Source organism: Tardiphaga sp. OK246 (genome assembly GCF_900188215.1).
Classification (GTDB): Bacteria; Pseudomonadota; Alphaproteobacteria; order Rhizobiales; family Xanthobacteraceae; genus Tardiphaga; species Tardiphaga robiniae.
In genome coordinates, this window is the sequence record NZ_FZOX01000009.1 from 99,988 (window position 1) to 106,583 (window position 6,596).

Here is a 6,596-nt window from a genome sequence, read left to right on the forward strand (position 1 = left end):
ATGGAAGCCTTTGGATTGTTGATGCACGGCTTCGCCGTGCTGATGACCTGGAAGATCATCTCGCTGATGGTCGTCGGTCTCGTGCTCGGCATCTTTGTCGGCGTGCTGCCGGGCCTCGGCGGCCCCAACGGCGTCGCCATTCTGTTGCCGCTGACCTTCACCATGGATCCGACCTCGGCCATCGTGATGCTGTCCTGCATCTATTGGGGTGCGCTGTTCGGCGGCGCCATCACCTCGATCCTGTTCAACATCCCCGGTGAGGCGTGGTCGGTGGCCACGACCTTTGACGGCTATCCGATGGCGCAGCAGGGCAAGGCTGCGGAAGCGCTGACGGCGGCGTTTACCTCGTCCTTCATCGGCTCGCTGGTGGCCGTGATGCTGATCACATTTCTGGCGCCGATGATCTCATCCTTCGCGCTGAAATTCGGCCCGCCGGAATTCTTTGCGGTCTATCTTCTGACCTTCTGCTCCTTCGTCGGTCTCGGCCGCGAGGCGAAGCATAAGACCGTCATCTCGATGGCGCTGGGCCTGCTGATCGCCGGCATCGGCATGGACACGGTGTCGGGCAATCTGCGCATGACCTTCGGCTCGGACAATCTCCTGCGCGGCATCAACTTCCTCGTCGCGGTGATCGGCCTGTTCGGCATCAGCGAAATCCTGCTCACCATGGAAGAACGCCTCGCGCTGCGCGGACACGCCGCCAAGATCAGCCTGCGCACGGTGCTCAAGGTCTGGATGGATCTGCCGAAATACTGGGTGACGCTGCTGCGCTCGTCGGTGATCGGCTGCTGGCTCGGCATCACGCCGGGCGGCGCCATTGCGGCCTCCTTCATGGGCTACAACCTCGCCAAGCGCTTCTCCAAGGATCCCGAGAGTTTCGGTAAGGGGCGCATCGAAGGCGTATTCGCGCCGGAGACCGCGGCGCACGCGTCAGGCACCGCGGCACTGCTGCCGATGCTGGCGCTCGGCATTCCAGGTTCCGGCACCGCGGCGATCCTGCTCGGCGGCCTGATGGTGTGGGGGCTTAATCCGGGGCCGCTGCTGTTCGTTGAGCACAAGGACTTCGTCTGGGGCCTGATCGCCTCGATGTATCTCGGCAACGTGGTGGGTCTGGTCATCGTGCTGACGACCGTTCCGGTCTTCGCCTCGATCCTGCGCGTGCCGTTTGCGGCAGTGGCCCCGATGATCGTCGTGTCCTGTGCCATCGGCGCCTATGCGATCCAGAATGCCATGTTCGACATCTGGCTGATGCTCGGCTTCGGCGTCGTCGGCTATGTCTTCAAGAAGATCGGCATTCCGCTCGCGCCATTCACGCTGGCGCTGGTGCTCGGCAGCCGCGCCGAGGATGCGTTCCGCCTCGCCATGATCGGCTCTGGTGGCAGCGTCGGTGTGTTCTGGTCCAATGGCCTGGTCGGCACCATCACCACGCTGGCGATCACGCTGCTGTTCTGGCCACTGATCGATCGTGCCTTTACGGCCGTTGCACGCATCTGGCGGCCTACGCCGGTGACGACGTAAGTCGTGCTCGCGCCTGGCTTGATGGAGACCTAATCCGGCAGTGACGGCTGCGCCAGATATGCCAGCAGCTTTATCTCGCGGCGTCCGCGGGTGACGGTGTCGAGCACGAGGCCCGACGAAAATGAGAGCACGCCGACGATCATCAGGCCAGTCGAGAGCACGGCGGTGGGCAGCCGAGGCACCAACCCTGTTTCCAGATAGGTGACGGTCACGGGAATCGCGAGGCCGATGGAGACGATGCCGAAAAACAGGCCAATTGTGCCGAAGAAGCGCAGCGGCTTTTCCGAACGATAGAGCTTCATGATGGTGCCGAGAATCCGGAAGCCATCCTTCCACGTATTGAGCTTGCTGGTGGAGCCCTGCGGTCGCGCGAAATACGGCGTCTCGATTTCAGCGACCGGTAGTGCGAGCTGCAGCGCATGAACGCTCAGTTCGGTCTCGATCTCGAAACCATCGGACAGCACCGGGAAGGATTTGACGAAGCGTCTCGAGAATACACGATAGCCTGACAGCACATCTTTGAAGTTCTGACCGAACGTCATTGACAGAAAGCCGGTGAGCAGTGAGTTGCCGGTGCGGTGGCCAAGGCGATAGGCGGCAACCTGCTGCTCAATGCGGCGGCCCACCACCATGTCGAGGCGATCGTTTAACAGCGCTTCGATCATGGTTGGTGCGGATGTCGCGTCGTAGGTCGCATCGCCATCGACGAGAACATAGACATCGGCATCGACGTCACCGAACATGCGGCGGACGACATGACCCTTGCCTTGACGGGGCTCGCTGCGAACAATCGCACCCGCCTGCGAGGCTACTTCGCGCGTGTGATCTGTCGAGTTGTTGTCGTAGACATAAATCGTGGCGACCGGCAGCGCCCTGCGGAAATCGTTCACGACTGTTGCGACTGCGACCTCTTCATTGAAGCAGGGGACCAGGATAGCGACGCGGTGAGGTGCGGTCATGGAGCTTTCCGGCGGGTTCGAGGCGCAGCACGATCTCCGATCGACTGCACCCGGACGAAGATGTGCTCCCTATTAATGCAGCCTATGGCGTTAATTTTCATAGTATTTGACAGCTCGCCCCTCAGACCACCTTGCCTCGTCGCAATTCGGCGATCTCTTCGGCACCGAAGCCAAATTCGGCGAGTAGCTCCTCCGTCTGCTCGCCGACTTCCGGCGGCCGAGCGGCCATGTGGCTCGGCGTGCGTGACAGCGTGAAGGGCTGACCGACCAGCGTGATCTTGCGGTTCTGGTCGTTGGGAACGTCCTGCGCGAGGCCCAGATGCTTGACCTGCGCGTCGGCGAACATCTGGTCGACGGAGTAGATCGGACCGCAGGGCACGCCGGCGGCATTGAGGTCGTTGACCCAATCCTCGGTGGTGCGCTTTTCGGTGCAGGCGCTGATCGCGGCATTGAGCGCGTCGCGATTCTTCGAGCGCGCGGGGCCGGTGGCATAATCGGGATTGGTGATCAGTTCGGGGGCGCCGATCGCCTGGGCGCAGCGCTCCCAGATCTTGCCGCCGGTGGTGGCGATATTGATGTAGCCGTCAGACGTCTTGAACACCCCGGTGGGAATGCTGGTCGGGTGATTGTTGCCGGCCTGTTTCGGCACGTCCTGCTCCATCAGCCAGCGCGCGGCCTGGAAATCCAGCATGAAGATCTGCGCTTGCAGCAGCGAGGTCTGGACCCACTGGCCCTGACCGGACACATCGCGTTCCAGTAGGGCTGTAAGCACGCCCAGCGCGCAGAACAGCCCGGCGGTGAGATCGGCCACGGGAATGCCGACCCGCATCGGGCCCTCGCCAGGGGCGCCTGTAATGGACATCAACCCGCCCATGCCCTGGGCGATCTGATCGAACCCCGGCCGCTTGTGATAGGGGCCGTCCTGACCGAAGCCCGAAATGCTGCCATAGACGATACCAGGATTGATCGCCTTCAGGCTCTCGTAATCGATGCCGAGCCGGGCCTTAACATCCGGGCGAAAATTCTCGACCACCACGTCGGCCTTCTCGACCAGCCGCTTGAACACCGCGAGACCGCGCGGGTCCTTCAGGTTCAGGGTCATGGCCCGCTTGTTGCGGTGCAGGTTCTGGAAGTCCGAGCCCTGCCGCGGGCCACCGGGCTGCTCGGAACCGGCGTCGTCGCTCAACGCGTCGATCTTGATGACATTGGCCCCCCAATCCGCGAACTGCCGGACCGCTGTCGGGCCCGAACGGATCCGGGTGAGGTCGAGAACGGTAAAGCGGGAGAGGGCCTGCGAGGCGCGCGGGAAGGGCATTCAGAAGGCTCCGGTGGTGCCATGGAGTCGGAAGGTCCTCTTACCTTTCGCCCAAACCGATGGGCTTGTCATGCCTGGCAATAGCAGGCGGGGCGTGCATCCCGGCCATCTTGCGCAAAGATCCACATCATCGGGATGTCACACCCCCTTGTAACTCGAGCTCCGGTTCGCGCAACCACATGACCGCCGGTCTAACCGTTTGAATGCTAAGGCATTATTTTGAGTTATGCGTCTGTTTGAAAGGTATTCTTTTGGGACTTATCGTTTTCGCAGTCGGCTATACACTGGCGATGCGGATCATGGCCCGGAGGGCGGACGTATTGCATGGTGAGTTCATTCAATCGGACGAGCGTACTGCAACGGCTGTGCCGTCGCTGCTTACCACCATTGCAAGCTATCCACAAAAGGGCGACTTCCCGCAGCGTCGCTAGGCAGCGCGCCGCGCTGCGGCGACCGCTCAACGGCATCGTCGGCGAGGTCAAGCCGGTCTAGGCTGCTTCGCATTACGTTGACCGATCATGACTGCTCGTCGAGCGCGCCCGGGTCGATGTCGCAGAGATCAACTTTAAACTGGAGCAGATGCAGCGCTCCGCTCATCTGTCTTTCAACCGGCAATTCAAAGAGGCTACGCAGTAGCGCACGTTGTGCGAACGAAGGATTGAACAATGGCATCGAGATCTTATGACGCCCCCATCCCTACGGGCGAGCTACAACGCAAACGAAATGACCTAGCTAGGTTACTGCGGCGGCACATGGGGAGAATCGGTTAGGCAAATCAGTCTATCGGGAAAACATCGGCATGCGGCGGCAAAAAAAACTCGTCTTTCCCATAGGCTGACACCACCTAGGCTTCTTTCATCCAATGGGCGAAAGGATCAGTTCATAAAATCTCGCCATCATTCACTGGCGAGGGTTCAAGATGATTGATTACGCGTTAGAAGGTCCGAAGTGGAACGGTGGAGCTCTAGGCACTCCCGGCGGCACTGTAACTTGGACAATCGATGGCACAGTGCCAGCTGGCTTTGTTTCTGTCTTCGCTGCTTGGTGGACTATGCCAATATTCAGTTCCAGCAAGTCGTTTCAACAGCGACGGCCAAAATCGGTTTGGGGTTTTCGTCTATCGACGATCTGAACAACATACTAGGGGCGCTAACTACTCCTTCTCAGAATTAAGTCTGATTTCTGCGACCATCGATTTCGATAGTGCAGAAGGGTGCACTCGTTCGGAGCGCAGATTGTCAGCAACAGCGGGATTGTTCTTTTCATCGTCGCACTTCACGCGCTTGGTATTGATAATTACAATGTGGTCCCGGCTGTAATGAACGCATATCTAGATCGTTCAATTGCAGATCTAACCTCGTCTAACATTCATGCTGTGCAGTCCCTTTGTGGTGCGATAGTCACCGCTCCGCCGCCGCCATTGCCACCGAGTCTACGGCACCGCCGCGGACGGCTACCTGTACGCGGGTAACAGCGCTCACTCATTTTAAGGAGGCGATGGAAATGTTTCTATAAACGGTGGCATCGCTGCCGATGTGACGTATGGCGGAGGCGGAAATGACGGCCTGTTCGGCGGCTACGGAGCAGACAGCCTCAGCGGCGGCGATAGCGATGATTATCTCGTTGGCGGGAATGGTAACAACGGTCTGTTCGGCGATGCTGGAAATGACAGCCTGAACGGCGGATTTCAGAACGATTACATCGTGGGCGGCGCCGGTGACGATGGCATGTTCGGCAGCGATGGAAACGATCAATTCCTTTCAGGCGCGGGTACCGACTGGATGGTGGGCGGCCGCGCAGCTGATACCTTTGTCTTTGCGAAGGGCGACGGCGTCGATACTGTCGCTGATTTTAATGTTCTCGAAGATCACATCAACATCGCTGGGACCAACATCCATTCTTTCGCGGAGTTGATGTCTCATTCGGTTTTCAATGGCCAGAATACCGTAATCGATCTAGGGCCGATCGACATTCAGGATTCCCGAGAGGTTAAATCGCTGATTCATAGGGTTCCGTGATTTGCACGGAACATGTGTTGGCGATGAAGCTACGAATTGAATGAGGCACAGTGGGTGAAGATTTCTCCGCTGCTGCCGGGCAAGGCTAGCGATGCAGGTCGCACAGCGTCCGATAACCGCCTGTTTGTGAACGGCTGTTTGTGGGTTCTGCGCTCGGGTGCTCATTGGTGCGACCTGCCGGAACGGTACGGCAAGTGGAAACGGTGCACCGGCGGTTCAGCCGCTGGTGCCATGGGGGGCTGGGAACGCGTGTTCACGGCCCTGACGGCAGAGCGGGATAATCAGTATCTGATGATCAACAGCACCATCGTTCGCGCTCACCAGCAGGCCGCAAGCGGAAAAGGGGGGCAAAGATCAGGCGATGGGGCGTTCCCGAGGTGGGCTGACCACGGAGATCCATATGCTGGCCGATGCACTCGGTCGCCCGCTCTGCTTCATCATCACAGCTGGACAGGCTGGCGACGTCACCCAGGCACCTGCCTTGCTCCACGGCCAGACCGGCGAAGCCGTGCTTGCCGACAAGGCCTATGACAGCAACGCTCTGCGCGCGATCATCGTCAATATGGGCGCAACAGCGATCATACCATCAAACCGAACCCGCAAGGTCATCATCCCGCACGACATCAACGCCTACAAGCAGCGCAATCGGATCGAGCGTTGCTTCTGCCGTTTCAAACACTTCCGGCGCTTCGCCACACGCTATGACGGACGAACCTCGCACTTCGCTGGCTTCATCCACCTCGCCGCCGCAATGATCTGGAGCGAGTGAGTGTCGATCGGTCCTAG

Annotated in this window: 5 protein-coding genes and 1 pseudogene; 3 read left to right on the forward strand and 3 right to left on the reverse strand. The window is 59.7% G+C overall.

The window, feature by feature from the left end; genetic code table 11:
* Complete coding sequence (locus CHC01_RS29770) at positions 1-1,518, forward strand: tripartite tricarboxylate transporter permease (protein ID WP_089267956.1); 1,518 nt, start codon at positions 1-3, stop codon at positions 1,516-1,518.
* Between the two features lie 29 nt (positions 1,519-1,547).
* Here CHC01_RS29770 and CHC01_RS29775 read toward each other — a convergent pair whose 3' ends face one another.
* From CHC01_RS29775 to CHC01_RS32800, 3 genes are all read right to left on the reverse strand, one after another.
* Complete coding sequence (locus tag CHC01_RS29775) at positions 1,548-2,477, reverse strand: glycosyltransferase family 2 protein (protein WP_089267957.1); 930 nt, start codon at positions 2,475-2,477, stop codon at positions 1,548-1,550.
* 121 nt (positions 2,478-2,598) lie between these two features.
* Positions 2,599-3,792 carry a CaiB/BaiF CoA transferase family protein gene (locus CHC01_RS29780; RefSeq protein ID WP_089267958.1) on the reverse strand — a complete coding sequence of 398 codons (1,194 nt, stop codon included), beginning with the start codon at positions 3,790-3,792 and terminating at the stop codon, positions 2,599-2,601.
* A gap of 516 nt (positions 3,793-4,308) precedes the next feature.
* Entirely contained in the window at positions 4,309-4,464 is a 156-nt protein-coding gene (locus tag CHC01_RS32800; RefSeq protein WP_176454746.1) for a hypothetical protein, read from the reverse strand.
* 863 nt (positions 4,465-5,327) lie between these two features.
* On the opposite strand from CHC01_RS32800, the gene CHC01_RS29790 reads away from it, so the two are divergent.
* Both CHC01_RS29790 and CHC01_RS29795 read left to right on the forward strand, forming a co-directional pair.
* Positions 5,328-5,810: a calcium-binding protein gene (locus CHC01_RS29790; protein ID WP_089267960.1), complete on the forward strand. Its 483-nt coding sequence runs from the start codon at positions 5,328-5,330 to the stop codon at positions 5,808-5,810.
* Between the two features lie 36 nt (positions 5,811-5,846).
* Positions 5,847-6,579: pseudogene (locus tag CHC01_RS29795) on the forward strand (IS5 family transposase).
* The last annotated feature ends 17 nt before the right edge of the window (positions 6,580-6,596 follow it).